This window comes from Bacillus sp. SIMBA_005 (genome assembly GCF_046535585.1).
Lineage (GTDB): Bacteria > Bacillota > Bacilli > Bacillales > Bacillaceae > Bacillus > Bacillus pumilus.
The window spans coordinates 21471-46155 of the sequence record NZ_JAWRWI010000004.1; the positions used below are offsets into that span (position 1 = coordinate 21471).

Annotated in this window: 31 protein-coding genes, 1 pseudogene and 1 riboswitch; of the genes and pseudogenes, 4 read left to right on the top strand and 28 right to left on the bottom strand. The window is 41.3% G+C overall.

Features of this window, described 5'->3' with window-relative positions:
* Positions 1-35: 35 nt before the first annotated feature.
* The 8 genes from rluB to SB660_RS07300 all read right to left on the bottom strand — a co-directional run bounded on the left by rluB (position 36) and on the right by SB660_RS07300 (position 6753).
* Positions 36-770 carry a 23S rRNA pseudouridine(2605) synthase RluB gene (rluB, locus tag SB660_RS07265; RefSeq protein WP_058014961.1) on the bottom strand — a complete coding sequence of 245 codons (735 nt, stop codon included), beginning with the start codon at positions 768-770 and terminating at the stop codon, positions 36-38.
* 137 nt (positions 771-907) lie between these two features.
* The gene (locus SB660_RS07270; protein ID WP_061408402.1) at positions 908-1444 is read right to left on the bottom strand and encodes a spore maturation protein; all 537 of its coding nucleotides are present in this window, start codon (positions 1442-1444) and stop codon (positions 908-910) included.
* 4 nt (positions 1445-1448) lie between these two features.
* The gene (locus SB660_RS07275) at positions 1449-2036 is read right to left on the bottom strand and encodes a nucleoside recognition domain-containing protein (protein ID WP_106037951.1); all 588 of its coding nucleotides are present in this window, start codon (positions 2034-2036) and stop codon (positions 1449-1451) included.
* Positions 2024-3175: a D-alanyl-D-alanine carboxypeptidase family protein gene (locus SB660_RS07280; RefSeq protein WP_410581969.1), complete on the bottom strand. Its 1152-nt coding sequence runs from the start codon at positions 3173-3175 to the stop codon at positions 2024-2026. Before SB660_RS07280 ends, SB660_RS07275 begins: the two co-directional genes overlap by 13 nt.
* A 180-nt stretch (positions 3176-3355) precedes the next feature.
* Entirely contained in the window at positions 3356-4711 is a 1356-nt protein-coding gene (locus SB660_RS07285) for an IS1182 family transposase (protein ID WP_410581971.1), read from the bottom strand.
* Between the two features lie 107 nt (positions 4712-4818).
* Positions 4819-5298: a YpuI family protein gene (locus SB660_RS07290; protein ID WP_003215803.1), complete on the bottom strand. Its 480-nt coding sequence runs from the start codon at positions 5296-5298 to the stop codon at positions 4819-4821.
* A 113-nt stretch (positions 5299-5411) separates the two neighbouring features.
* A complete protein-coding gene (scpB, locus tag SB660_RS07295) occupies positions 5412-6005 on the bottom strand; it encodes an SMC-Scp complex subunit ScpB (protein ID WP_034661126.1) in 594 nt (197 codons plus the stop codon).
* Positions 5995-6753, bottom strand: a complete 759-nt coding sequence (locus SB660_RS07300; protein ID WP_012010429.1) for a segregation/condensation protein A — start codon at positions 6751-6753, stop codon at positions 5995-5997. Before SB660_RS07300 ends, scpB begins: the two co-directional genes overlap by 11 nt.
* A gap of 208 nt (positions 6754-6961) precedes the next feature.
* On the opposite strand from SB660_RS07300, the gene SB660_RS07305 reads away from it, so the two are divergent.
* Together SB660_RS07305 and SB660_RS07310 are read left to right on the top strand one after the other, a co-directional pair.
* Positions 6962-7054 carry a YjcZ family sporulation protein gene (locus SB660_RS07305; RefSeq protein WP_012010430.1) on the top strand — a complete coding sequence of 31 codons (93 nt, stop codon included), beginning with the start codon at positions 6962-6964 and terminating at the stop codon, positions 7052-7054.
* Between the two features lie 87 nt (positions 7055-7141).
* The gene (locus SB660_RS07310) at positions 7142-7666 is read left to right on the top strand and encodes a DUF309 domain-containing protein (RefSeq protein ID WP_180310570.1); all 525 of its coding nucleotides are present in this window, start codon (positions 7142-7144) and stop codon (positions 7664-7666) included.
* Positions 7667-7690: 24 nt separating this feature from the next.
* Here SB660_RS07310 and SB660_RS07315 read toward each other — a convergent pair whose 3' ends face one another.
* From SB660_RS07315 to SB660_RS07345, 7 genes and pseudogenes are all read right to left on the bottom strand, one after another.
* Entirely contained in the window at positions 7691-8044 is a 354-nt protein-coding gene (locus tag SB660_RS07315) for a GNAT family N-acetyltransferase (protein WP_003215830.1), read from the bottom strand.
* A gap of 113 nt (positions 8045-8157) precedes the next feature.
* Positions 8158-8622 carry a 6,7-dimethyl-8-ribityllumazine synthase gene (ribH, locus tag SB660_RS07320; protein WP_012010433.1) on the bottom strand — a complete coding sequence of 155 codons (465 nt, stop codon included), beginning with the start codon at positions 8620-8622 and terminating at the stop codon, positions 8158-8160.
* Positions 8623-8688: 66 nt separating this feature from the next.
* Positions 8689-9276: pseudogene (gene ribB, locus SB660_RS07325) on the bottom strand (3,4-dihydroxy-2-butanone-4-phosphate synthase); the annotation flags it as partial.
* An 11-nt stretch (positions 9277-9287) separates the two neighbouring features.
* Positions 9288-9938 (bottom strand): riboflavin synthase, encoded by a 651-nt coding sequence (ribE, locus tag SB660_RS07330; RefSeq protein WP_410581977.1) that lies wholly within the window; start codon positions 9936-9938, stop codon positions 9288-9290.
* Between the two features lie 254 nt (positions 9939-10192).
* Positions 10193-10334, bottom strand: a riboswitch (FMN riboswitch).
* A gap of 106 nt (positions 10335-10440) precedes the next feature.
* Complete coding sequence (locus SB660_RS07335) at positions 10441-10785, bottom strand: hypothetical protein (protein WP_058014778.1); 345 nt, start codon at positions 10783-10785, stop codon at positions 10441-10443.
* A gap of 224 nt (positions 10786-11009) precedes the next feature.
* Positions 11010-11243, bottom strand: a complete 234-nt coding sequence (locus SB660_RS07340) for a DUF2164 domain-containing protein (protein WP_003215556.1) — start codon at positions 11241-11243, stop codon at positions 11010-11012.
* A gap of 212 nt (positions 11244-11455) precedes the next feature.
* Positions 11456-12037, bottom strand: coding sequence for a TetR/AcrR family transcriptional regulator (locus SB660_RS07345; protein WP_180310568.1), 582 nt, complete (start codon positions 12035-12037; stop codon positions 11456-11458).
* A 246-nt stretch (positions 12038-12283) separates the two neighbouring features.
* Here SB660_RS07345 and SB660_RS07350 point away from each other — a divergent pair, with 246 nt between their 5' ends.
* A complete protein-coding gene (locus tag SB660_RS07350; protein WP_180310567.1) occupies positions 12284-13543 on the top strand; it encodes an MFS transporter in 1260 nt (419 codons plus the stop codon).
* Between the two features lie 42 nt (positions 13544-13585).
* On the opposite strand, the gene SB660_RS07355 is transcribed toward SB660_RS07350, so the two are convergent.
* A complete protein-coding gene (locus tag SB660_RS07355) occupies positions 13586-14023 on the bottom strand; it encodes a peptidylprolyl isomerase (protein WP_003215505.1) in 438 nt (145 codons plus the stop codon).
* 321 nt (positions 14024-14344) lie between these two features.
* On the opposite strand from SB660_RS07355, the gene SB660_RS07360 reads away from it, so the two are divergent.
* Positions 14345-15229 (top strand): DUF1002 domain-containing protein, encoded by an 885-nt coding sequence (locus SB660_RS07360; protein WP_180310566.1) that lies wholly within the window; start codon positions 14345-14347, stop codon positions 15227-15229.
* 39 nt (positions 15230-15268) lie between these two features.
* Here SB660_RS07360 and lysA read toward each other — a convergent pair whose 3' ends face one another.
* The 12 genes from lysA to SB660_RS07420 form a co-directional block, all read right to left on the bottom strand.
* The gene (gene lysA, locus SB660_RS07365) at positions 15269-16594 is read right to left on the bottom strand and encodes a diaminopimelate decarboxylase (RefSeq protein WP_180310792.1); all 1326 of its coding nucleotides are present in this window, start codon (positions 16592-16594) and stop codon (positions 15269-15271) included.
* Positions 16595-16710: 116 nt separating this feature from the next.
* Positions 16711-18183: a spore germination protein gene (locus SB660_RS07370; RefSeq protein WP_050943818.1), complete on the bottom strand. Its 1473-nt coding sequence runs from the start codon at positions 18181-18183 to the stop codon at positions 16711-16713.
* Positions 18137-18745: a stage V sporulation protein SpoVABEA gene (spoVAEA, locus tag SB660_RS07375; protein ID WP_058014774.1), complete on the bottom strand. Its 609-nt coding sequence runs from the start codon at positions 18743-18745 to the stop codon at positions 18137-18139. The genes SB660_RS07370 and spoVAEA overlap by 47 nt, the downstream gene beginning before the upstream one ends.
* A 6-nt stretch (positions 18746-18751) precedes the next feature.
* Complete coding sequence (spoVAE, locus tag SB660_RS07380) at positions 18752-19102, bottom strand: stage V sporulation protein AE (protein WP_003215479.1); 351 nt, start codon at positions 19100-19102, stop codon at positions 18752-18754.
* Positions 19102-20118, bottom strand: coding sequence for a stage V sporulation protein AD (spoVAD, locus tag SB660_RS07385; protein WP_003215736.1), 1017 nt, complete (start codon positions 20116-20118; stop codon positions 19102-19104). The genes spoVAE and spoVAD overlap by 1 nt, the downstream gene beginning before the upstream one ends.
* A 12-nt stretch (positions 20119-20130) precedes the next feature.
* A complete protein-coding gene (spoVAC, locus tag SB660_RS07390) occupies positions 20131-20583 on the bottom strand; it encodes a stage V sporulation protein AC (protein WP_058014773.1) in 453 nt (150 codons plus the stop codon).
* A 19-nt stretch (positions 20584-20602) separates the two neighbouring features.
* Entirely contained in the window at positions 20603-21019 is a 417-nt protein-coding gene (locus SB660_RS07395) for a stage V sporulation protein AB (protein ID WP_058014772.1), read from the bottom strand.
* A complete protein-coding gene (locus SB660_RS07400) occupies positions 21009-21629 on the bottom strand; it encodes a stage V sporulation protein AA (RefSeq protein ID WP_058014771.1) in 621 nt (206 codons plus the stop codon). Before SB660_RS07400 ends, SB660_RS07395 begins: the two co-directional genes overlap by 11 nt.
* Positions 21630-21743: 114 nt before the next feature.
* Complete coding sequence (gene sigF, locus SB660_RS07405) at positions 21744-22511, bottom strand: RNA polymerase sporulation sigma factor SigF (RefSeq protein ID WP_003215778.1); 768 nt, start codon at positions 22509-22511, stop codon at positions 21744-21746.
* Positions 22512-22524: 13 nt separating this feature from the next.
* Positions 22525-22965, bottom strand: a complete 441-nt coding sequence (spoIIAB, locus tag SB660_RS07410) for an anti-sigma F factor (protein WP_012010447.1) — start codon at positions 22963-22965, stop codon at positions 22525-22527.
* The gene (gene spoIIAA, locus SB660_RS07415; RefSeq protein WP_044141066.1) at positions 22962-23315 is read right to left on the bottom strand and encodes an anti-sigma F factor antagonist; all 354 of its coding nucleotides are present in this window, start codon (positions 23313-23315) and stop codon (positions 22962-22964) included. Before spoIIAA ends, spoIIAB begins: the two co-directional genes overlap by 4 nt.
* A gap of 162 nt (positions 23316-23477) precedes the next feature.
* Positions 23478-24632: a D-alanyl-D-alanine carboxypeptidase family protein gene (locus SB660_RS07420; protein WP_218976400.1), complete on the bottom strand. Its 1155-nt coding sequence runs from the start codon at positions 24630-24632 to the stop codon at positions 23478-23480.
* Between the last annotated feature and the right edge of the window lie 53 nt (positions 24633-24685).

Consider the following 24685-nt stretch of genomic DNA (forward strand, 5'->3'; position numbering starts at 1 on the left):
TGATGCTTCTTCATTTTTTGAAGTTTATGTGAAAATTAAAAAGCGCTTTTCCCGTGATCCGCAATCGCTCTCAGACGCTTCACTTCATGTGGAGACAATTCTCTGCGGTCTCCTGGTCTCATGCCTTCAATATGAAGGAACGCATATTGCTCTCTTTTTAGCTTTAGCACATCATGACCGATCGCTTCAAACATGCGGCGCACTTGTCTGTTTCTGCCTTCATGAATGGTTAATTGAACAATAGATGTCTGCTTTCGTTTATCAATCGAAAGCATTTTCGCACGGGCAGGTGCAGTTTTTTTATGATCTAACATAATCCCTTTTTCTAGCTTTCTCAGCAATTCCTTTGATGGGATTCCTTTTAGCTTCGCTGCATATGTTTTATCAATTTCGTATTTCGGATGCATGAGCTTATGGGCAAATTCCCCGTCATTTGTAATTAAAATCAAACCGCTCGTATCATAATCTAACCGGCCGATTGGATAAAGGCGCTGCGGGACGTCATCAAAGAAATCTGTGACCACCTTACGTCCTTTATCATCCTCGGCAGCTGAAATGACGCCGCGCGGTTTATAAAGCATAAAGTAAACCGGTTCTTCTCTTTCAAGCTTTAATCCGTTGACTTCAATTTTATCTGAAGAGCCCACTTTTACTCCGAGCTCTGTCACTGTTTGACCATTAACGGTAACTCGTCCTTCTTTAATTAATTCTTCTGCCTTTCGTCTTGAAGCGACGCCGGCATGTGCAATTACTTTCTGTAAACGTTCCATTTTGTCTTTCACCTCATGTACTATCTTACTTGCTTGACTTAAAACAAACAAGCATTCGTGGAAAAATAAGCGATTCGTCTGTTTAATTTCAGCTAAAAAGCAATTTCCCATCCATTGAAAGACAAAAAAGCGCCTCTTTAGGCGCCGCTAAATAACAAACTAACGATGATGACAGATGCAATGATTCCAATAAGGTCCGCTAACAAACCTACTTTCAGCGCATCTCCCATTTTTTTAATACCAACTGCCCCAAAATAGACCGTTAAAACGTAGAGAGTGGTATCAGTTGACCCTTGCATGACAGCTGCGAGCTGTCCGATAAAAGAATCTGGTCCATATGTTGCAATGAGGTCTGATGTCATGCCGAGTGCAGCCGTGCCAGATATCGGACGAATAAACGCAAGCGGCACCACTTCTGCCGGGAAGCCGATCGCTGTAAACACGGGTTTTAACAGGCCCATGACAAAATCAAGCGCACCAGACGCACGGAATATCGTAATAGCCACGAGCATGCCGACTAAATAAGGAATGATTGAAAAGGCAATTTGAATACCCTCTTTCCCGCCCTCGACAAATGTTTCATAGGTCGGTACCTTTTTAATGGTTCCCGCAATTAAAATTCCTGCGATGATCAGTGGGATCAAAGCAAGTGACAGCCAGTTAATAAATGACACGAGATCACCCCCGCCTGCTTCTGCGATAGTGGAAATAGCGATCAATTAGAATGGCACCAATGCCTGAAATGAGTGTCGCCAAAATGGTTGGCCCTACAATGTCTGTTGGCTGATCTGCACCATAGGTCATTCTAATCGCAATGACGGTTGTTGGCACGAGTGTGATAGAGGATGTGTTGACCGCTAAAAATGTAATCATGGACCGGCTTGCTTCATTTTTCCCGCCGTTTAATGCTTTCATCTGCTCCATCGCCTTAATCCCAAGCGGTGTAGCGGCATTCCCAAGACCAAAGAAATTCGCCATCAGATTGGACAAAATATATCCCATCGCAGGATGGTTAGGCGGAATTTCCGGAAATAGCTTTGAAATAAAGGGACGGCACAATTTACTAAAGAAATTTAACAAACCTGCCTCTTCTGCAATCTTCATCAGCCCGAGCCAAAAAACGAGGACACTAATCAGACCAATTGAAATGGTCACTGCTTCCTTTGATCCCTTAAATACAGCTTCGTTTACTTCCTCCATCGTTCCGTTGAACATCGCATACACAAGACCGATGACAGTGAGGAATACCCAAATTAGATTGACCATGAAGATCCGCCTATAGATGTCTGAAAGACAGACTTAAACATTTCTTGAAAGCTTTTTTGTGGCATTCGATTTCGTTTATTTTCATAAAAAATCGGTACTTGCTCGATCACCTGACCATCTAGAAAAAACGTCATTTTCCCTACAACATCCGGGATGGCTTCGGCGTTTTTTTTCCACTTTTTTTGAGGAGTAAGCATTTCCGTTTCAATTTCTACTAGTTTTTTCTCATCTTCATTTAAAAAATAGTCCACATCACGTTTGATAAATGCCTTTTTTTCGTAAAAGGTTCCCTTTAATGAAGCGAGTCTTCCTTTTTCAGCAAGTACGTACGTTTTATAGTGATCAAATGCATATTCAAACATAGAGATATGATCCTTCCAATCATCTGGCGCATTAATGGTCACAGCGATCAGCGCCGCATCTCCTTTTGCAGCTGTAGAGACAAGTGTGCGTTTCGCAAGCTTCGTATATCCCGTTTTCCCTCCAGTAGAATATTGATATAAACCAGTAAGGAGCTTGTTTTTATTTTTCCAATAACCCTCCATCGTTTTTGCTTTATAGAAAGTCGTGCCCGCAATTTTTTGATATTGTTTATGCTCCATGGCGTATTTTGTTAAGATGGCCATGTCATAGGCTGATGAATAATGATGTTTATGATCATCCAGTCCATGCGGATTTTGAAAATTCGTATTCTCCATTCCAAGTTCAGACGCTTTTTGATTCATCATAAAAATAAATCCTTCTAAGCTGCCGCCCACATGCTCTGCAATGGCAACAGCTGCATCATTTCCAGAACGCAGCATAAGCCCGTATGTCAAGTCTTCTAGGCTCACCTTCTGCCCTTCTTTTAAATAAATCGATGAGCCCTCTGCTTGAATCGCGCGCTTTGATACTTTGACGGTGTCTTTCATTTTCCCTGATTCAATGGCTAATACCGCCGTCATTATTTTTGTAATACTGGCGATTCTTCTTTTTTCATGCTCGTCCTTTCCAAATAGGACTCTGCCTGACTGTCCATCTATTAAAATGGCGCTTCTTGCACTCACCGATAATGACATATCTGCTTTGGCATGTGAGGAAAAGGGCAGTAAGAGTGTAAATAGAAGAAGGACTGCTGTTCCAATTTTTAAATAGGGCATGTTCATTCACGTCCTTGTCCGTTTTGTACAAGTGTATGCGCGGCTGAAAAAGTTATGATGCCTCGTCCATAAAAAAAAGCGTCTCTAAATGTAGAGACGCTTCAGACCGTAGACAAACCCTACCTTTACTTCAAGTAAAAGTGGGGTTTTCACTTATTTTGATAAAATTGATCAGTTACTTTACGCTGGACATGGCTCTTCCCATGTCCAGTTTGCTAATTTCTTAAGATTCATGGCAGCGAAAGTAAGCATCGCCTGCATCGAAACTTTTTTCAATCCTCGCAGTTTCGTCCAACGCATTCCATGCTTTTCTTTTGCATCCGCAAAAACGCGTTCAATCGTTTCTTTCCGTTTTGCATAGATGTTCTTATTCATTTCAGTGAGTCTCAGATGGTCTGCTTCGTCTAGGTAGTCCTGCCAAATATGTCGATGGATCTGTTTAGTGTGATTTTGACTTTGTGTACAGTTATCAAGAAACGAGCAGGATTTACACACCTCTGAATCAGACGCATATTGTTTATATCCCTCTCTAGTCGTTGTACGATAAGAGAGAATTTGCCCGTTTGGGCAAATGTAACAATCAAAATGTGCGTCATATACGTATTCATTCTTTTTCAAGTAACCAACTTTTGTTCTCGGGCGAGTGTAAGGCATGACAGGTCTTATCTCTTGATCCATTAAAAACTTGGCGATATATGGTGTTTTATATCCAGCATCCACTGCGACTACATTGGGTTTCCCGACTTTCTTTGTCACCTTTGATACGAGTGAATCTAACATACGACTATCATGAACGTTTCCGCCAGTGACCAGTGATCCTAAAATAAATCCTTTTGAATCACAGGCCGTATGAAATGAATAAGCAAATAACTTTTCACGTTCATCCTTTACATAGTAGCCACTCTCTGGGTCAGTTGTACTGACCTTGATTTCTTTTTTCTCTTCTTTATTCTGTAGGGGTAACGGCTTTTTTCCATGTTCCTCACGATCAACATTGATCTCCTCATGAAGCTGATTTTGATAATTTCTCGTTTCTACTCGAACAATTTTCTTTTCAAGTTTTTTCTTATTGGCGTTCGCTTTTACATGAGTTGAGTCAATAAAAGCGATAGATGGATCAACGAGACCTTTTTTCACCGCTTCTCTTAAGATTCGATAAAAAATTTGTTCGAATAAATCTGTATCATGAAAGCGTCTCACGTAGTTCTTACCGAAGGTAGAAAAGTGCGGAATTTTCTCAGAAAATCCATACCCAATAAACCAACGATAAGCAACATTGGTTTCAATTTCTTTAATGGTTTGACGCATGGAGCGAATGCCGAATAGGTATTGGATCAAAACCATTTTAATAAGAACAACGGGATCCACACTTGGTCTGCCGTTATCAGAACTATAATGATCTTTGACAAGATCATAAATGAAATCAAAATCAATCACTTGATCAATTTTTCGTACAAGATGATCTTCAGGCACTAATTCATCTAAGGCCACGACTTCTAATTGATTTCTTCTTTCTTCTTCACGTTTCGATAACATGTTCATCCCCCACAGAAATGTGTTATTACCCTTATTATACAAAAAAGCTTGTAGACTTTGTCTACAAGCTGAAGCGTCTCTAAATGTAGAGACGCTTTTTCCTCTTGCTATACCATTTTCATTTGCTGATGAGATGTCGTATATTCTAGCTCTTCTCTCATCGCTAAAAAATCTTTTTCTAATGAAGAAAATAATCGTTTGATCTCAGCGGATACTTCATGGTGGAAAACAATGCTGCTTTTTCCTGTATACGCGGAACGGCTGTCTTCATACCATGTATCCTTTTTCGGCGTGAAAAACTCTTCAATACATTGATGATAAATACGGTGAAGCGTCTGCTGCGCGGCTTGCTGCGGGAATGTCTGCTGCTGGCTGATTTTCCTGCAAACTGCCGCTGCATCCTCGCTGTACACTGCAAGCTTCCGTAATGTATTCAATATGTCACAATAATAGGCTTCCGCTTCAGGGTTTAAGCGTTTCATACTTGATAAGGTAGCTTCATTCAGAAAACCATTCATTTCAGTTGCAACCTTTGATAAAAAGACGCCTGCTTGATCAACTTGAGCCTTTACATTCATATGTGCCATTTGTTTTGTGTTTACCTTCCCCTCATGGCTTTATGACCATTTTATCTGACATCAATAGATGTTAGACCTAATATCTTTTTTATATTTTATCATACCTTTTTCATTCTTTTGAACTATTTTATCTCTTCAAATGTTTGATTGAAGTTTTCAAAAAATAGATCAGCTTCTTCTTGTACACCATCTGCTTCTACATTCTCTGGAAGCGGCGGTAATTCATCCAATGCCTTTAAGCCAAACTGCTCTAAAAAGGTCGGTGTTGTCCCATAAAGAATTGCTCGCCCAGGTCCATCGGCACGTCCAACTTCACAGAGCAGTGCTTTGGCTACTAAACTATGTAGCACCCGCTCTGATTTGACTCCTCTAATTTCTTCCACCTCACTGCGTGTGATCGGCTGTTTATAAGAAACGATTGCGAGTACTTCAAGCGCTGCCTGAGACAAACCTTTGGATGGGGTCTCGACTAATTTTTTCAAATAAATACTGTATTCTTTTTTCGTCAGCAGCATATAAGAATCTGCATATTCAATGAGCTCAATTCCTCGTTCTTGTTTTTGATATTCTTCCTTTACGGCAGACATCATGTCGAGTAACGCTGCCTCTTCTACTTCAAGAACAGACATGAGCTGTTTTTTTGTTAAGCCTTCGTCACCTGCTGCATAAAGCAGCGCTTCTATGATGGCTTTCCAATTCACGATATCAAGCGTCATGAATCGTTTCACTCCCTATTATATAAATGTCTTCAAAGTTTCCTTCCTGCTCTAACATGATTTGATGACTTTTCATCAATTCAAGAACAGCAAGAAACGTCACGACAAGGTGCTCCTTTTGATCATGTTGAAATAGAGTCATGAAATTGGTGCGCTTTTTCGTTTTTCTTAAATGGTTCATAATCTCATTCATTTTGTCTTCAATCGGAATTTCTTGTCTTGTAATCCTAGATGGTGCTGGTTTCGTTATTTTTTTTCGGTTCAATACCTTTTGGAACGCACCTAACATATCATACACCGTGACATGCAAGTTTGTGTCCTTCGCTTCCGATTCTTTTGCAAATTCGCTTAAATCACTCGGGGGTTTTGTAAAGGCATTTTGCCTTTCTTCCTCGCGTTCCTTTAGTTCTTGTGCTGCATCTTTATACTTTCGGTATTCAATGAGTTTACCAATCAGTTCTTCTCGAGGGTCCTCTTCTTCTTCAAGCAGGTCTTCATCAAATAGCTCTTCCTCTTGTTTCGGAAGGAGCATTCTGCTTTTAATGCTCAGGAGGGTTGCAGCCATCACCAAATATTCACTTGCCACATCAAGTTCAAGCTCCCTCATGGTGTGGACATATAATAAATACTGCTCCGTAATTTTAGCAACGGGAATATCATAAATATCAATTTCCAACCGGTTGATTAAATGTAAAAGCAAGTCCAAAGGACCTTCAAACGAATCTATTTTCACCTGATATTCCAGCATTTTTTCTCACCATTTCTACTGTCTTCTAAGTACCGTTTCACCGGCTAACCTTTAGTATAAGACAGGATAAAGCTCTCGTCCAATATAATTTCGACCATGATGTCCTAGGCAAAATGAGAAAAACATTGGATTCGCCCATACCACTCAGGGCATTTATACATAGAATACCATTGTAAACAGAACTGATGAAAAAGGAGGCCGTATCATTATGGGAGATGGCTATAACTTTGGCGGAGGTTTCGCGCTTATTGTCGTGCTTTTCATCTTGCTGATCATCGTTGGCGCGGCTTGGGTTTATTAAAGAAACAGAGCGTCCTTTCACGAAGGGCGCTCTTTCTTCTTTTCTTTTCAATATGTTAGACTGAGAGTGGAAAAGGAGATGACCACTGTGTATCCTGAAGCGTACGTGGCTTTTTTACATGAATTTCATACGACAAGAGATTATTTTGAGTGTCATGAAATTCTTGAGGAATATTGGAAGGAAGACCCGCCTGAGCAGCGCAAAGAATATTGGGTTGGCTTCATTCAGCTTGCCGTTGCTTTGTATCATCAAAGACGGGGAAATGGAAAAGGAGCAAAACGGCTCATTTCAAATAGCCTCCACTTGCTGGAAGCAAACCGGCCGGTATTATCGAACCTCGGTCTGGATGATGAGGCGTTTCTCATACTTCTTAGAACGCTGAAGAAGAAAATGGCTGAAGATATGTCATACGAAAGTGTGATGCTCCCGATTAAAGATAAAGCGCTTCTGTTTCTATGCCAAGAAATGGCTCAAAAAGAAGGACTGACCTTTGGCCAGGAGAGCAACTTATCCCACACATTTTTGATCGAAAAACATAGACTGCGCGACCGAACAGATGTATTACTTGAACGAAAAAAGCAAATCGAACGTAAAAAAAGCAGAGGACTGTAGCCTCTGCTTTTACATGTGTGATATTTAGTTTGTTTCGCTGTGACACTTATGAAAGAAGCCTTGCGTTAATTCATTTGGAATGAGTGTTTTGGTTTTGAATACCTCTTCCACGGCTAATACCATTTCCTTGCCGATTCCTTGATCACGATGGGATGGATTCACACTAATATGCTCGATTTGTACTTGGTCGTCTGTTTTCAACACACCAATGGCACCAACGATATCCTCGCCATCTTTCCAAAGGAACAGCTGCCGATTTTCATCCATTTCATAAGACTTCATCGTCTGCTGAAGCTGTTTGACGTCTTTCTCACCCGGCATGAAGGAAAGTAGCCCCATGGCAATTTTTTCAAAAGACCTCTTATAACGAATTAACATATATACCCCTCAATATTCAAATTATCCTTATGTCCAGCAAATGTCTCACGAATCATTTGCTCATCACACATTATAAACATTTTTATACCGTTTTTAAACTCTTTTTCACTAAATTAACGAAAGGTACGATTGAGATTCGCCATTTCAATGGCAGCTGCAGCCGATTCGCTGCCTTTATTTCCAGCTTTTGTGCCGGCTCTTTCGATGGCTTGTTCAATGGATTCTGTTGTTAGTACACCGAAGATAATCGGTACACCTGTTGACATGGCACTTTGAGCAATTCCTTTAGCGGCTTCATTACAAACATAATCGTAGTGAGTTGTTGCGCCCCTGATTACAGTTCCAAGTGTAATGACAGCATCGTATTTCTCTGTTTCAGCTAGTTTTTTTGCCATGTACGGAATTTCAAAAGCACCCGGTACCCACACAACATCAATATCGTCACCGTTCGCTCCGTGTCTGAGCAATGTATCTTCTGCTCCGTCAAGCAGTTTACTTGTAATAAAGTCATTAAATCTCGCGACGACAATTGCAAATTTTAGTCCTTCTGCTACTACATGCCCTTGTATTGTATTCATATGTTGATCATCCTTTTTTGTGATTTTTTATTTTGTTTCGATAGAAGCTGTTTCTTTATGATTTAAATAGGTCTGTAATGCTTCTATTGTCAGCATTTTTAAACCGTGCTGTTTTTGGATTTTTTTTAGTTCTGGAACCCGCGCCATTGAGCCATCTACATTCATAATTTCACATATGACACCCGCTGGCTCTGATCCTGCCAGTTTCGCAAGATCTACCGCTGCCTCTGTATGACCTGGTCTTTCTAGTACGCCGCCTTCTTTTGCAATGAGCGGAAATACATGACCTGGGCGGGCAAATTCTTCTGGTGTTGCGTCTTTATTTAACATGGCAAGCATGGTCATAGAGCGCTCAAAAGCACTAATACCAGTCGTCGTTGTCACATGATCGATGCTCACAGTAAAAGCTGTATGGTGTGCATCTGTATTTTGTTCTACCATTGGATGCAGGTTCAGATGTTTAGCAATCGACGCTTGAACCGGTGTACAAATGAGGCCTCTTCCATATAAAGCCATAAAGTTAATCACTTCAGGCGTGGCATGCTCAGCAAGTGCCACAAAATCTCCTTCGTTTTCTCTGTCTTCATCATCCACAACGATAATGATTTCTCCTTCTTTTAGAGCGTTTACTGCTTCTTCTACTGAATGATACATACAATCGCCTCCTAGAATCCGTGCTCTTTTAAAAATGATGGGGTCAATCGAGATGGCTGCTTTTCGCCTTGTTCTTTTGTTAAAAAGCGATAGATGTATTTACCGATCATGTCACACTCTATATTCACAGTCTCTCCCATAGATTTAGTCGGGAAAATAGTTCCTTCAAGCGTATGAGGAATAATAGAGACTGTGACGTGTGAATCTTGCAAATCGAAAATGGTTAAGCTGACACCATCTATTGCAATCGAACCCTTTTGCGTGAGCATATCTGTGAGGGTCTTGTCCATCTCTAAATCATAGTAAATGGCATTACTTTTCTTTTGTATTCGGGTAATGACTGCCGTCCCGTCAACATGGCCTGAGACAAAATGACCGCCGAACCGTCCATTCGAGGACATGGCCCGCTCTAAATTCACTGGACTGCCTGATGTCAGCTGATCCAGTGATGTCGCTTTGACCGTCTCTGGCATCACATCTGCTGCGAACTGTGCTTTTGTAAAGCTTGTGACTGTAAGACATACACCATTGATCGCTATACTGTCTCCAAGGTGAACATCTTCTAGCACACGGCTGCACTGAATGACAATTTCCATGGCATCTGCTGACTTTTTGCTTAATGACTGAACGGTGCCTACTTCTTCAATTATCCCCGTAAACATGTGATCCTCCCTTTCTTTTCATTTGTATTTCTCACTTTTAAAAAAAGCGATGTTAGGGACATGTGATCGATTGAGCACCTTCGTCGCTTTTTATGGTCCATACAAGGTAGATGAGGGATCACCTAATAAACACTGCATGCCAGTCTATTCACTACATGTACATACAGAAAGCCCCGGAAAAAATTCCGGGGCTTTGGCTTTTTTGCATCAGAAATAAAACTATGATCAACAAATATTTTTCGTTCATAGCTTTCTTTATCCTTCTCCCATCCAGACTTTCACTGTCGGCTTCAGTTTTTCACTGAATCAACCGTTAATAAATTAACGGGTCACGGGCTGTAAAGCATTTGCTTTATTACCGTCGGTCGGGATTTTCACCCTGCCCCGAAGGATACAATCGATATTTAGCTGTCCTTAGGGGATATTATAGCGATCCTTGTTGGCAAATGCAACAATCAAGATTTTTCACAAAAAAAAGACTCCTTATAGGAAAGGAGACTTGTTAATTAACGACTTTTACTACTTTTATAAGACCATCTATTCTTTTTTCATTACTAAAGTAGGCTTTAATACGATCGCCTTTCTTCAAGTCGGCCACATCATCTTCGAATTTCTTTCCATTAAAAATGATTTTCGTGCCGTTTTTTGCTTGACCGTAATATTCATCTCCGTCAATTTTCGTAATGGTATATTCATAGATGGTATAATCTTTATCATTATTTGTTAAGCTCTCACCAATGGCTGTTGGCACATCTTCAATTTTCATGCCATTCATGTATAAATAACCTACGCCTAAAAAAAGCAGTAAAACAAATAAAATGGCCATTTTCAATTTAATTTTCCCCATATTTAGAACCTCCATCATCTGCACTTCGCCTATTTGTATGTTTTATTCCTTCTTTTGTTGAAATAAAACCAAAAGAGCTGATTTCCATTAATGGTTACTTATATAACGATTGAGATGGACCTTTGGTTCCACCTTTTCATCATTACATATGTTACGAATATGCGTTCTTTATTAAGGGGGTCTCTTTCCTCTTTATCAGTTAGCAAGGTACACATCATTGATGATCATCTTTTTTCGAGTGCGAATAAATCTTCCTCTAACAATTGTGATCTCTGAACAGCGATGTTTCGGCTGTCACGAACCCCTTGATTATAATAGTAGCTTCCAAGATTTTTTGTGATAAATTCTAGTATATTGATGGCTGCTAATTCACCAATTTCTTCTTCTCGTTCTTCGGCAAAATAACGCTGAATGGCAATCATCATTTGATTTTTTTCTTCTTTTGTTAATGGTTTCAAATTATCTCCTGCTTTCTTTCAGCATGACCACGCTTTTTTGATTTGTACTGACAATGTGGTGACACCCACAAATACGAATGTTTGTTCCCTTATCATATCACAAAATCGAATTTTGTCCATCACTGACCTAAAAGAAAAAGCGTATTTTGATATTTAGTTCAAATTACGCTATCACTCTTATTGAAGGAGGATGCCATAGCATGTTGTCCATTTTATTTTAATATGGAAAGTATCGTCGCTACAGAATGATCTACAAATGAACGCTCTGGACGAGATTTCATGAGAACGGTCAGTCCTATGAAAGAAACGACCAGTGTTTGTGCTAAAGCTTTCGCATTCAGGCTGCTTTTGAGCTCACCCGAGCGAATACCTTGAACAATTCTTTCTTCGAAAATGACGGAAAGATACATCTGATGCTCTCTTGTCAGAATTTCAAATTTCTCTTCGTGTGGCGCAAGTTCCACTATTGTATTGATGCAAAAACATCCTTTACTCGGACCATCTCTATATTCCTCTTCTACTAAATCTGCAAATAATGCATGAAATGCTTCCTTGACAGAAAGATTGTTTTGAAGTTTTGTTCGAATATGGGCAGCATGCTGCTTTGTGTATTTGCGTAATGCAGCCTCAAATAATTCCTCTTTATCTCCAAACGCTGAGTATAAACTTGGCCGCTGTATTCCCATTTTTTCAGTCAAATCGCTTAATGTAGTGGCCCTATACCCTTTTTCCCAAAAAAGCACCATTGCCTCATCCAACGCTTTTTCCTTGTCAAATTCCCGTTGTCGAACCATCAGTAATTCCTCATTTCAACATTAAAATTTCTTCACAAAGTCAGGCATCTATTTTTTGATATTATTCTCTATTTGATTACCAATCGGTACATTATAATTTTATTTTATCGATGTACGATTGTCAAATTGTCTTCCTCTTTCAAAATGAAAGTATTGACTTTAAAATGTTTTGTTGGTTATCCTTAACAGGAATCATAATATACTGATCGGTATATTATACTTTTTAGTACAAAAGGAGACGATGACATGCATGGTGAAAGAAAAAACACTCCCATTGAACATCTTGATTTGGAAACGGCTCATTTACAAAACAAACCGAAACAAGCGATGACTCGCTATATGGCTCTGCTGTTTGCGTCAGCCTGCGGGATGGCAGTTGCAAACATATACTTTGCACAACCGTTATTAGACTCCCTCGCATCCGAGTTTGGTATCACCTATTCATCCATTGGCATGGTCATTACGATTACTCAACTTTGTTATGCACTAGGACTGCTACTGATCGTACCACTTGGTGATCTGTTTAATCAAAGGCGGCTCATCATGGCTCAGATGCTAGTATTCGTGTTATCTCTGATTCTAGTCGGCATCGCCCCTACTGCCACCGTCCTGTTCATAGGGCTGGCTGCCGTCGGCATGCTTGCTGTGGTCACTCAGGTACTCGTAGCGTTCGCAGCTACATGGGCTGCCCCTGAAGAACGAGGCCGTATCGTGGGCTTGGTTCAAAGTGGCATTGTGATTGGTATTCTTCTCGCACGAACGTTTGCTGGTGTACTAACCGATCTCGCTGGCTGGAGGTCAGTCTATCTCGTGTCTGCCGTTATGATGCTCATTATAACCGGCGTGTTATACCGGTATCTCCCGCGTGCTCACAGCAAGAGAGCGTCTATATCCTATATGAAGCTGCTCGCTTCAATGTTTATATTGTTCAGACAAGAACGAATCCTTCGCATCCGAGGCATACTGGGTTTTCTGATCTTTATCGTGTTTGGTACGTTGTGGACTTCACTCGTGCTGCCTCTCAGCAGCTCGCCACACAATCTTTCACATACGGCGATCGGTGCATTTGGTCTTGCCGGAGTTGCCGGGGCATTAGGCGCTGCCCGGGCTGGAAGCCTTGCTGATCGAGGTTTAGGACAATTAACAACTTTTATAGCTCTTGTCCTATTATTCATTTCATGGTTTTTTATCTATTTAACAGAATATTCACTCATTTTATTAATCATCGGTATTATCATTCTTGACCTATCTGTACAAGCTGTACATGTGACCAACCAAAGCATGATTTTCACAGTGCTGCCTGAGGCGAGAAGCCGGCTCACTGCTGCTTATATGATTTTTTACTCCATCGGCAGCGCGACTGGTTCCATTGCTTCCACCAGTATATACGCAAACAATGGCTGGGGCGGAGTATGTTTATTTGGCGCCTCTGTCAGCGCCATTACCCTTTTATATTGGTTCATCACCTACCGCCTCACGGAACAAATAACCGTAAAATCAGATTGATAATAAAAAACACCGCGTTTAAGCGGTGTTTTGGATTAAGGATTAAGCATCGAAAACTTCGACTTTTTCCATTCCTTGACCTTGTTCCATATCTAGAACAGCCTCGATACCAGATGTTACTTTGCCAAAAACAGTGTGAACACCGTTTAAGTGCGGCTGCGGGTCATGGACGATAAAGAATTGGCTGCCGCCCGTGTCTTTACCAGCATGCGCCATTGATAATGAACCTCTTTCGTGTTGATGTGGATTCCCTTCTGTTTCACATTTAATTGTGTAACCAGGACCACCAGTTCCATTACCGTTTGGATCGCCGCCTTGGCTTACGAAACCAGGGATGACGCGGTGGAATTTCAGTCCATCGTAGAAGCCTTCATTCGCTAATTTTTCAAAGTTTGCTACTGTACCAGGAGCAGCCTCTGGATATAGTTCAAACTCAAGTTTCTTACCATTCGTTAGTTGTATGTATCCTTTTTTCGCCATTTTTCACATTCTCCTTTCAGGTTAAACAACGCTCATTATAGCACATTTTTGGTCATGTTAAACATCCTCTGCTCTTTGATTGTGATTTACCTCTTTTCTTAGGATTGATACAATAGAAGAGCTTGATCCTTTTTTCCTATTAAATTGGTGACAGAATGAGCAACATGTCTTTATTTTTTGGAAAAGGAAAACATCTTAAAAAGAAAATTGAAACGTCGAATCGATTTGTTACGTCTATATGATGGAGTACATTTCTTTACGTGTACTCAAAAGATGAGTTTCTCTTGAAAGAGGAACCCTTTCGACTTGAAGGAGGTCAACATGTTTAAAAAATCAATGCTTAGTATGATGGCAGCGCTCCTTTTCCTCATTGGTGCGCCAAAAGTCAGCTTAGCGGATGCAGCTGTCGGCGATGTCATCGTCACACTTGGGCAAGACTTAACTCCGGCTGATCGCCAGAAGGTGCTTGACGAGTTGAATCCACCTGAAAATGCGACAAAAATTGAAGTAACCAATAAAGAAGAGCATGAATATTTAGGAAAGTATATCCCCCGTTCTTCTATCGGAACGAGAGCATTATCATCTTCATCGATCACCATAGAAAAATCAGGTACTGGTCTGACTGTGGATACTCATAACATCAAGACCATTACAGATGAGATGTATTTAAATGCTTTAATGACAGCCGGTGTCAAGGATGCCAAAGTTGTTGTGACTGCACCGTTTGAAGTCTCTGGTACAGCCGCACTGACGGGTTTATTAAAGGCCTATGAAGTGTCTAGCGACAAAGCCATTCCAGAAGATGTGAAGCAGGTAGCAAACGAAGAGCTTGTGACAACGTCTAAATTGGGTGACTCCATCGGGAAAGACAATGCTTCTGCCCTTATCGCAAAAATTAAGGATGACATTGCGAAAAATGGTGTCCCTAAAACAACAAAAGAAGTAGAAGAAAAAGTGGATCAGGCTGCTTCTGATTTAAACTTAAATCTAACGCAAGAGCAAAAGGATCAACTTGTTTCACTATTCAATAAAATGAAGAACATCAATATCGATTGGAACCAAGTAGGGTCTCAAATCGATAAAGCAAAAGACAAGATTACGAAATTCATAGAATCAGATGAAGGGAAAAACCTACTTCAAAAGATTTGGGATTTCTTTGTCTCCATTTGGAACGCGATCGTCTCTGTATTTACTGGAGGAAAATAAGTCATCATAAAAAGCTGCCTGTACATCAGGCAGCTTTTTTTACGTAGATGATTTTACTTTTGATTGATAAGGTAAATCAAGTTTGACAATATCCGCATATGTTTCGCGTTCAACCACAAGCTGCGCTTCCCCGTCTTCTACAAATACAACAGCCGGGCGCGGGATACGGTTATAATTATTTGACATACTGTAGCCGTAGGCTCCGGTACAAAAGACCGCTAATAAGTCTCCTTGTGATAACTCTGGCAGATCGATATCCCAAATAAGCATATCTCCACTTTCACAGCATTTCCCTGCAATGGAAACCGTTTGATCATGCGATTGGCTCATTTTGTTGGCACTTGCCGCTTCATATTTCGCTTGATATAAAGCTGGACGAATGTTGTCACTCATTCCCCCATCTACCGCAACATAATCGCGAATACCAGGTACGTGTTTTGATGAACCGATCGTATAAAGCGTTGTCCCTGCATCTCCAACAAGAGAGCGGCCTGGCTCAATCCAAATCTCCGGCATATCAAACTCATAGCGTGTCACGTTCTCTTTTACAGCTTGGATAATTTTCTCGACGTATTCTGTCGCAGGAAGTGGTTCATCTTCTTCTGTATAACGGATACCAAAGCCGCCGCCTAAGTTTAACACAGTCGAAATAAAACCAAATGATTCTCTCCATTCATCCAGCTTCAAAAAGATCTTGTCTGCTGCAAGGACAAAACCAGCTGTATCAAATATTTGTGAACCAATATGGCAATGTACGCCTAAAAGTTCGATCACTTCTGATCCAAGCACTTGTTTCACCGCTTCATCTGCTTGTCCATTGTGAAGGTCAAAACCGAATTTGGAATCCTCTTGGCCAGTTGTAATGTAATCATGCGTATGCGCTTCGACACCTGGTGTGATACGCAGCAGTACTTTCACCTTTTTTGAGAGCTCTTGACCAAGCTCTTCAATGAGTTTCATTTCGTAAAAATTATCTACGACGATACAGCCGATCTCTTGCTCTAACGCCATTTTTAATTCATCTCTGCTTTTATTGTTGCCATGGAAATGAATTTTTTCTACCGGAAACCCGGCGCAAATGGCTGTGTGAAGCTCCCCGCCTGATACGACATCAAGAGATAATCCTTCTTCCTTAGCAAGCTGAAACATTGCGATGGAGGAAAATGCTTTACTCGCATATGCTACCTGCGCTTTTAACTCTTCTTCTATAAATGCTTTTTGAAAGCTTTTTGCACGCTCCCGTATTAAAGCCACATCATATACATAAAGTGGTGTCCCATACGTTTCAGCTAAAGAAACGGCATCAACACCACCAATTTCTAAATGACCGAGTTCATTTTGTCTGCAAGTGCCGTGTAAATACAATGTCATTCCCTCTTTCTCCGCCTCGGCTGAAAAAAGACAGCTGCGTGAGCTGCCTTTTTGCCGTTTCTCAAAGTTAAAAATACAATATCACAATCTTCAGCCACTTTCAATGAGCGTTAAGAATTTGGCGGAATTTTTGATCTGTTTTGAGGGTGAACAATGCTTGGCCTTACTTTTGAGCCAGGTACAGACGTCCGAATCAGCACTTGCCACAAAGCCTTCCCGTTAAAAGGAAGAAATGGCCACATATAAGGCGTCTGCAATGAACGAATGGATGTTAAGTAGATGAGTAACAACGTAAAACCAATGATGAGTCCATTCAGCTTAAAGATCGCCACGAGCGCTAATATGATGAGTCGTACAATCTTATTGGCGACACTCAGCTCATAGCTTGGGGTAGTAAATGTACCAATTGCCGCTAGTGAGACGTATAAAATGACCTCTGGTGTAAATAAACCGACATCAATGGCAATTTGTCCAATTAAAACAGCCGCAATCAGCCCCATGGCGGTCGACAATGCAGTTGGCGTATGAATCGCAGCCATCCTTAAAAACTCCACTCCAAAATCAGCTAGAAACACTTGTAAAATCACAGGAATATGGGACGGTTTGTTAAAGCCAATATAGCTTAAATTATCTGGCAGAAGACTTGGTTCAAGGATAAACAGAAACCAAATCGGTAAAAGAAACGTTGAACATAAAATGCCTAAAAAGCGTACCCATCTTAGGAACGTACCAACTGCAGGTGCTTGGCGGTATTCTTCTGCATGTTGAACGTGGTGAAAAATGGTGGTTGGCGTAATGATGACACTAGGAGATGTATCCGTGATGATGATGACATGCCCTTCTAGTATATGGTTAGCGGCGACATCTGGACGCTCGGTGTAACGTACAAGGGGAAAGGGATTGTATCCTTGTTTAATAATGAATTCTTCAATTGTTTTATCAGACATCGTCAGCCCGTCGACTTTGATTCCTGACACTTCTTTCTCTATGATATCGACAAGATCTGGGTCCGCAATATCTTCAATGTAGCAAACACATACATCCGCTTTCGAACGTTCGCCTACTTTGAGCATTTTGTATCTCAGTTTTTCATCTCGCACCCGTCTTCGTATGAGTGCTGTATTGACAATAATGTTTTCAACAAAACCGTCTCTTGCGCCCCGGACAACCTTTTCTGTATCCGGCTCCTCTGGCATTCTGCCAGGATAGCTTCTGACATCAATGATAAATGCGTAGTTTTCACCTTCAACTACAACTGCCACAAGGCCCGACAGCACTTGGTCTACCGCTTCATCAAGTGTTTCAACCTTTGAGACCTGCTGATTGACAAGACGATTCTCAATCACACGGGCCATGTCATCAGATTCAGGTTCGTTGTCATTGATTTCAACTAGCTCTTTTAATAAGTAGATGACATACTGTGTGTCACATAGTCCATTTACATAGTAAAGTTGGATTTCCTGATCGTGTATATAAATTTTTCGCACGCCAAGGTCAAAGCTGAGACCCATTCCGACATTTTCTTTAAAGTAATCTTCATTTTTCTTCGGATCTCGGTACACGTTCACCTTGTCTTTCTTCATGGAAACCACTCCTTTCTAAAATTAATTCAACCGCTTTCATTGTAATTGGAGATCCTTTGCTCAGATCATCTTTCCGTCCCATTTTGCCAATATCTCCAATTCCAACAACAAACGGAAGATCGAGCGAATCAAGACAATACACGGTATCTCCGCTCATTTTATGAGGTTCCATCTCAGGAAGACCATGCTTGTCGACACCGTATTCTGTCAGTTCACCCTCCCGGTCAATGGAAACATGAACCTTTGTCCATTCAGCTTGATGCGTTTTGGATGCAACGGCGATCGCCCCAATGACTTCAATTTCAGGATGACGCGCCACATGCTTCATCGCTATCTCCCCTGTTCCTTCACCTGTCAGGCCAGAATCATCAAACATGACAAACACTGGATCATTCGGCGTTTTTAAAATCATCTGCACAAGTTCAGGTCCTGTTCGTTTGCTTGGATTTCCTTTTGAGCTGGAAATACATCGCCCGCCGACATTTTTAGCAGCAAGCTCAATGGTTTTGGCAGCATATATATCTCCGTCTGTCACTAAAATGACTTTCCGTCTTTGCGCCATATTAGGTTATCCTTTCGGTTTAAAGATAAGAGCGATAATAAATGAGAATAAAATCGCAGCTGAAATTCCAGCAGAAGTTAATTCAAAAATACCGATCCCGATTCCGATGAACCCGTGTACATCTGCCTGATGCATCGCCCCATGAAGTAAGCTATGACCAAAGCTGACGATTGGTACGGTTGCGCCCGCACCCGCAAATTCAATAAATTTATCATAAATACCGAAACCGTCTAAGATGGTACCCGCCACAACAAAAGTGGTCATGACATGTGCAGGCGTAAGTTTGAGTATGTCTAGTAAAAGCTGGCCAATGACGCAAATAAGTCCGCCTGCAACAAAAGCGATAAGATAATCCATTAGCTCTCTCCTCCTGCACGCTCAAATACGACACCGTGCGCAATGGTTGGAATGGTCTCTTTTTGCTGAACCATCATTGGACTAAGAAGCGCTCCGGTTGCCACAACGAGTACTCTTTGCAGATTTCCTGCTTTCATTTCTTGAAAAATGTGACTAAATGTCACAACAGCTGAACAAGCACAGCCGCTCCCACCAGCGAATACATTTTGATCGGGTGTATAGATGATTAAACCGCAATCATCATGCTTCCTCCCAAGCTGAATGCCTTCTTCCTTCAGAAGATCCTTTAAAATTGGTGAACCAATACCAGATAAATCCCCTGTTAAAATCAGATCGTAATCGTCCACCGTTCTTCCAAGGTCTTCTAAATGCTGCTTGATGGTATCTGCCGCTGCCGGAGCCATGGCCGATCCCATGTCAAATGGATCTGTAATTCCAAGATCCATCACCCTGCCTACTGTAGCGCTTGTAATTTGAATTGGAGAGGTCTCCTGGCTAATAATAACGGCCCCGCTCCCAGTGACGGTACTTGTGGCTGTATCTGGTTTTTGTCCGCCGTATTCTGTTGGATTACGAAATTGGCGTTCTGCCGTTGCATTATGACTGCTTGTCGCTGCAATGGCTCTATTGGCAAAACCGCCATCAATGAGTGCTGACGCAATGGCGACCGATTCCATTGAGGTTGAGCATGCCCCAAACAAACACAGAAACGGGATTTTCAGTTCTCTTGCCACATAGTTTGCTGTGACGTTTTGATTGAGTAAATCTCCTGCCAGCAATAGATCAATATCGCTTTTTTGCAAATTTGCTTTTGATAAAGCACTGGATATCGCATCTTCCATCAGTTTTCTTTCAGCCATTTCCCAGTTCTTTTGATCACAATGCATTTCGTCATACGTTTTATCAATTAAATGACCAATTGGCCCTTCTTTTTCTTTCGGCCCTGCAGCTGTTCCCTCTGCATTGACGTAAAGCTTGTGCTCAAAAACCCAAGATTGTTTACCTGTTAGTTTCATGTTTCATTCCTCCTACGAAAACATCTTTTCCAAGACGTATCGAATGATCCCTACGACATATGCCGAGACGACACCAAATACAATGACGTTCCCAGCGAGCTTAAACATATTGGTGGCAACCCCTAAAACAAGCCCTTCACTTTTATGCTCAAGGGCAGCGCTTGTCATACTGTTTGCAAATCCTGTCACCGGAACAGCCGATCCCGCTCCAGCAAACTGGCCGATTCTATCGTAAATACCGATACCAGTTAATATAGAAGAAATTAAAATGAGAGTCGCCACTGTTGGGTTCCCTGCTGTTTTTTCATTAAAATCAAAAAAGTGAATATAGAAATTTTGCAGCCCCTCACCTATGGCACAGATCAATCCACCAACAAGAAAAGCCTTGATGCAGTTGAGGACATAAGGAGGTTTAGGCTGATACGTTTTCACCTTAGATGGATAGTTCTCTTTTAAACTCGACACGGTTGTTCCCTCCAAATTTTTAAATATAAATCAGCCAATGGAATAGTGAACCAAATACTTTACCTAAGACAATGGCCATGAGAAGCAAAACAATTTTCCCGTCCATTCCAATTCTTTTCGTTAATATAGGAAGCACATTTAATACTTCAGTCAGCGCAGCTGCAAGCATGCCGATGAAAATGCCAGCCAATAGACCGATTGGGAGCGCCAGCCATTTGGATAAATGCAAATGCAGTTCGCTCAAGGTTGCCCAGCCGCCAACGACCGCCCCGGTGATGACAGCTGCCTCGTATCCTTGTATGAAGCGCTGCGTTTTCGTTAATTGCATTAAACGAGGGATGATGCCAAGTACTGTGAGAAATGCCACAAATCCTGCTCCTACCGTTAAACCGCCGCCAAGTCCAACTAACACGACAAAAAGCCACTTACCGATCATGGATATCTTTCATTGTCTCTTTATTTTCTTTAAGGGCGACATAATGATCGAGATCGAGCTGATATTTAAACATCTCCACTTCGAGCGGACTTGGTTCTTCATTTAAACGCTTTTTAAATACATGATTGAAAAATAAAATCATGCCAAAGCCTAGTCCGAAGCTATATGGAATTTGCAGTAAATAAGGATGCTCAACCGTTTGACCTGTGATCATTTCATATAGACGGATATGAACAAGCCGCATACTGACATCCTCGTGGAAATTCATAATGGCAAGCGCCGCTCCAACAAATAATAAGAGCCACACAAACACAAATAAAACGGGAGAAAGCTGGCGTTTGCCTGTATCAATTTCAACAATGGCTTCAGCGCCTCCGACGGTTTGAATGTCGATATCTGGCCATGATTTTTTGATCGTTTTGACCACATGCATGATATCAAGAACGGCGATGTGACGATCTTTTTTACTGACATGATATATCGGCATCTTGCTAAGTTTTTGCACAGCAAACTCATCACCAGTGATTTGGGCGATATCTTCTAAATAAATGAGCTGATCATTACCGGTCTTAATGCGATGGCGCAGCCGAAGAAAGATTTGTCCGTCCATCCAAGTCACTTCCTATACGATGGGTTAAAAATAGTATGTGGTGAAAAATGGTTCTCATACCGAGAGAACTTGATTTACCGGTAATTACCACACGAAAAAAGCCAGCCAAATCGGCTAGCTCTCTTTTTGATCCATTTGCATTTGAATTTGCTTTAAAATTTTCTTTTCGAGCCGCGAGACTTGTACTTGTGAAATGCCGAGCCTCTCCGCTACTTCAGATTGTGTTTGATCTTTATAATATCTTAAGTACACTATGAGTTTTTCTCGTTCTTCTAATTCCTTGATCGCTTCTTTCAGCGCGATTTTATCAAACCATCTTTCTTCTGAATGATCGGCAATTTGATCAAGTAATGTAATCGGGTCCCCGTCATTTTCATACACCGTTTCATGAATCGACGACGGCGTTCGGACCGCTTCTTGGGCGAGGACAACATCCTCTGGTGTGATATCAAGATATTCGGCTATTTCCTGAACGGTTGGCATTCTCCCGTGAGACTTAGACAATTCATCTCTTGCCCGCCGGATTTTATTTCCGAGTTCCTTTAGTGACCGGCTGACTTTGACTGTTCCATCATCCCGAATGAATCGCTGGATTTCACCAATGATCATTGGGACAGCGTAGGTCGAGAACTTCACATCATATGACAAATCAAATTTATCAACAGATTTTAGCAGTCCAATACAGCCAATTTGAAACAAATCATCTGGTTCATATCCTCTATTTAAAAAGCGCTGAACAACGGACCAAACAAGACGCATGTTTTTTTCTACGAGGAGGTCTCTTGCTTGCTGATCACCGTCTTGGCTTTTTTTGATGAGCTCTTTAACTTCATCATTTGACAGCTGGGCTTTTTTTGCTTGCTTTTTTACCTCCACATCCATATGAGCAGCTCCTTTAATTACAAAGCGCTTTGCTTTTTGATAGATGCTTTGTTAATCGGATGGTTGTGCCCATTTCTGGAGATGAGTCGATCATGACATCATCCATAAAATTCTCCATAATGGTAAAGCCCATTCCAGAGCGTTCTAAGTCTGGTTTTGTCGTGAAAAGCGGCTGCCTTGCTTCCTCAAGATCTGTAATGCCCATACCTTCGTCACGGATGGTGAGGTACACAACGTGGTCATCAAGTGTGACTTCAATATGCACCTTGCCATCTGGATTCCCATCATAGCCATGGATAATGGAGTTTGTCACCGCCTCTGACACAACGGTTTTGATTTCTGTTAATTCATCTAATGTCGGATCAAGCTGGGCGATAAACGCCGCGACTGTCACCCTCGCAAAGGATTCATTTTGACTTAAAGCAGAGAAGGTCAGGTTCATTTCATTCCTCATGATGCCACCCCCAATGTTTGCAATGCCGTTTGCTCTGAAGGCTCCATACGGATGATTTTGAATAAGCCAGACATATCAAATAACCGGTTCACTGCCGGCGAAATAGCACAGACGACCATTTCTCCGCCAAGCTGCTTAATTTCTTTATATCTTCCTAAAATCACTCCGAGACCCGAGCTGTCCATAAACGTTAAATCAGCCAAATTCAGCACAATGTGGCGAATGTCCTCTGTTTCCAAATAATTCGTCACCTTTTGTCTCAATGTTTCTGCGGAGTGATGATCGAGCTCTCCTGTTAATCGAATGCAAAGTACGCTCTCTTTTACTTGAAAATGAATATCAAGGCTCATCTTTTTATTCCTCCTTGCTCTAATTTCGGATAAAGATTGTTTCTCTTTTTTATCAATTAAATCCTTCACCATGACAAAACTAGTGACCATTCGTCACATTTAGATGTTCTTTTCTTCTTCCTCATAGCAAAAAGACTGCCTGTTTCAGCAGCCTTTCACATTTTATTTCCATTTCACAAATTCAGCCATCGCTCGTTTGAAGAACGTCCAAACGCCCGCTTTTTCCATTCCTTCTTTGGCTTGTACAGGGCTTTCATGCAGCACTTTTCCGTCTTTTTTCAAGACAATGGTTCCAAGTTCCGTTCCTTTTGAGAATGGGGCCGTAACATCCTGAGACAGTTTGATTTCTTTTTTAATCTGATCCACATTTTCGCCTTTTTTCGTTAAAAGGGAGATTGGTTCAGAGGTGACAAGCTGAATTTTTTTCTTTGTCCCTTTGCTTACCTTGATTTCGGCTACATCTTGTCCTCGTTTGTAAAGCGGGTGTGTGGTGTATTGACTAAATGCATAATCTAACATTTTGACCACTTGAGCGTTTCTGTCTTTCGGTGTACTTGCGCCGAAGACAACAGCAATGACGCGCATGTTTCCTTTTTTAGCGGTTGCGGTCAAACAATATTTGGCTTCACCTGTAAAGCCTGTTTTCAACCCATCGACACCTGGATAAAATTTAATCAATCGGTTCGTATTCACAAGCCAGAATTTTTTATCCGTGTTTTGACGGAGATAGTCTTCGTAAACACCTGTGAATTTGGTGATTTGGTCATATTTCAACAGCTCTTTTGCCATTTTTGCCATATCATGAGCTGTACTGTAATGGTCTTTTTCAGGGAGTCCTGTTGGGTTTTGAAAGACCGTAGAGGTGAGGCCGAGTTCTTTTGCCTTTTTGTTCATTTGCTCCACAAACTGTTCTTCAGATCCTGCAATATGCTCTGCCATGGCAACTGAAGCATCATTTCCAGACGCAATTGCAATGCCTTTCAGCATTTCTTTCACAGTCATTTCTTCTCCAGGTTCAAGGAAGATTTGTGACCCTCCCATTGAAGCTGCATAGTCACTTGTTCTTACCTTGTCAGTCATTTTCAGTTTTCCTTGATCAATGGCTTCCATGATGAGAAGCATCGTCATGATTTTGGTCATACTTGCGGGTGCCAGCTTTTCCTCGCTGTTTTTGTTGTAAAGCACTTTTCCCGTGTCACGTTCTATTAAGATGGCTGATTTGGCTTCGTGCACCAATTCTGATGTTTGTTTTTCTTCTGGTTTTTCAATCTTTTCTTTTGCTATCGCTGATGGTGAAACCATTGAGATAAGGATCATTAAAGTAAACAATGCACATATATGACGTTTCAAGTGGCAGACCTCCATTATCG

Excerpts from the sequence above, each read along its gene's own strand:
- rluB (WP_058014961.1), bottom strand. The coding sequence starts at position 770 with ATGGAACGTTTACAGAAAGTAATTGCACATGCCGGCGTCGCTTCAAGA.
- SB660_RS07275 (WP_106037951.1), bottom strand. The coding sequence starts at position 2,036 with ATGGTCAATCTAATTTGGGTATTCCTCACTGTCATCGGTCTTGTGTAT.
- SB660_RS07280 (WP_410581969.1), bottom strand. The coding sequence starts at position 3,175 with ATGCCCTATTTAAAAATTGGAACAGCAGTCCTTCTTCTATTTACACTC.
- SB660_RS07285 (WP_410581971.1), bottom strand. The coding sequence starts at position 4,711 with ATGTTATCGAAACGTGAAGAAGAAAGAAGAAATCAATTAGAAGTCGTG.
- SB660_RS07290 (WP_003215803.1), bottom strand. The coding sequence starts at position 5,298 with ATGGCACATATGAATGTAAAGGCTCAAGTTGATCAAGCAGGCGTCTTT.
- scpB (WP_034661126.1), bottom strand. The coding sequence starts at position 6,005 with ATGACGCTTGATATCGTGAATTGGAAAGCCATCATAGAAGCGCTGCTT.
- SB660_RS07300 (WP_012010429.1), bottom strand. The coding sequence starts at position 6,753 with ATGCTGGAATATCAGGTGAAAATAGATTCGTTTGAAGGTCCTTTGGAC.
- SB660_RS07305 (WP_012010430.1), top strand. The coding sequence starts at position 6,962 with ATGGGAGATGGCTATAACTTTGGCGGAGGTTTCGCGCTTATTGTCGTG.
- SB660_RS07315 (WP_003215830.1), bottom strand. The coding sequence starts at position 8,044 with ATGTTAATTCGTTATAAGAGGTCTTTTGAAAAAATTGCCATGGGGCTA.
- ribH (WP_012010433.1), bottom strand. The coding sequence starts at position 8,622 with ATGAATACAATACAAGGGCATGTAGTAGCAGAAGGACTAAAATTTGCA.
- ribE (WP_410581977.1), bottom strand. The coding sequence starts at position 9,938 with ATGTTTACGGGGATAATTGAAGAAGTAGGCACCGTTCAGTCATTAAGC.
- SB660_RS07335 (WP_058014778.1), bottom strand. The coding sequence starts at position 10,785 with ATGGGGAAAATTAAATTGAAAATGGCCATTTTATTTGTTTTACTGCTT.
- SB660_RS07345 (WP_180310568.1), bottom strand. The coding sequence starts at position 12,037 with ATGGTTCGACAACGGGAATTTGACAAGGAAAAAGCGTTGGATGAGGCA.
- SB660_RS07350 (WP_180310567.1), top strand. The coding sequence starts at position 12,284 with ATGCATGGTGAAAGAAAAAACACTCCCATTGAACATCTTGATTTGGAA.
- SB660_RS07355 (WP_003215505.1), bottom strand. The coding sequence starts at position 14,023 with ATGGCGAAAAAAGGATACATACAACTAACGAATGGTAAGAAACTTGAG.
- SB660_RS07360 (WP_180310566.1), top strand. The coding sequence starts at position 14,345 with ATGTTTAAAAAATCAATGCTTAGTATGATGGCAGCGCTCCTTTTCCTC.
- SB660_RS07370 (WP_050943818.1), bottom strand. The coding sequence starts at position 18,183 with ATGAAGAAAGACAAGGTGAACGTGTACCGAGATCCGAAGAAAAATGAA.
- spoVAEA (WP_058014774.1), bottom strand. The coding sequence starts at position 18,745 with ATGGCGCAAAGACGGAAAGTCATTTTAGTGACAGACGGAGATATATAT.
- spoVAE (WP_003215479.1), bottom strand. The coding sequence starts at position 19,102 with ATGGATTATCTTATCGCTTTTGTTGCAGGCGGACTTATTTGCGTCATT.
- spoVAD (WP_003215736.1), bottom strand. The coding sequence starts at position 20,118 with ATGAAACTAACAGGTAAACAATCTTGGGTTTTTGAGCACAAGCTTTAC.
- SB660_RS07395 (WP_058014772.1), bottom strand. The coding sequence starts at position 21,019 with ATGATCGGTAAGTGGCTTTTTGTCGTGTTAGTTGGACTTGGCGGCGGT.
- SB660_RS07400 (WP_058014771.1), bottom strand. The coding sequence starts at position 21,629 with ATGGACGGACAAATCTTTCTTCGGCTGCGCCATCGCATTAAGACCGGT.
- sigF (WP_003215778.1), bottom strand. The coding sequence starts at position 22,511 with ATGGATGTGGAGGTAAAAAAGCAAGCAAAAAAAGCCCAGCTGTCAAAT.
- spoIIAB (WP_012010447.1), bottom strand. The coding sequence starts at position 22,965 with ATGAGGAATGAAATGAACCTGACCTTCTCTGCTTTAAGTCAAAATGAA.
- spoIIAA (WP_044141066.1), bottom strand. The coding sequence starts at position 23,315 with ATGAGCCTTGATATTCATTTTCAAGTAAAAGAGAGCGTACTTTGCATT.
- SB660_RS07420 (WP_218976400.1), bottom strand. The coding sequence starts at position 24,632 with ATGATCCTTATCTCAATGGTTTCACCATCAGCGATAGCAAAAGAAAAG.